Genomic DNA, 495 nt, shown 5'->3' on the forward strand with positions numbered 1-495 from the left:
GCGACCGACGCCAGCAGCGCCTCGACCGCCTGCGGGCGGTCCCCCATGGTCACGATGGATACGCCGATGCGGGGTGCGGACGGTGCGGACAAGGTCGGTACTCCTGGGCTCGGCTGCCGGTCGTCGGCTGCTGGTCGGCAGCGGTGCCCGCGATCGTAACGCCTCGCTGTTCAGTTCGCGGTCGCCGCCCGGTCATCTGCGGGCCCGTCGGTGTTCAGCAGCGCGTACACGGTCATGTCCCGTCGCTCGTCGCCCACCTGCTGCCAGCCGCGCAGCAGCCCCTCCCGCCGGAAGCCGACGTCCTCGGCGACCTGCGCGGAGGCGGTGTTCCACGGTTCGACGAAGAGCTGGAGGCGCGGGACGCCGAGGTCGCGCAGTGCCCAGCCCGTGACCGTACGCAGCGCGGCGCGGGCGACGCCCTGGCCCCGGGCGGACGCGGTGAGCCAGTAGCCGAGGGAGGCGCGGCCCTCCGGCAGATCGCGCAGCCACAGTCCG

1 protein-coding gene is annotated in these 495 nt (G+C 74.1%); it reads right to left on the reverse strand.

Annotation, left to right across the window (positions count from 1 at the left end; all coding sequences use genetic code 11):
• Nucleotides 1-170 precede the first annotated feature (170 nt).
• Nucleotides 171-495, reverse strand: a 325-nt coding sequence (locus AC0AIB_RS31100) for a GNAT family N-acetyltransferase (RefSeq protein ID WP_465098063.1), incomplete at its 5' end; no start/stop codon positions are given.

Source organism: Micromonospora sp. DSM 43699 (assembly GCF_055517075.1).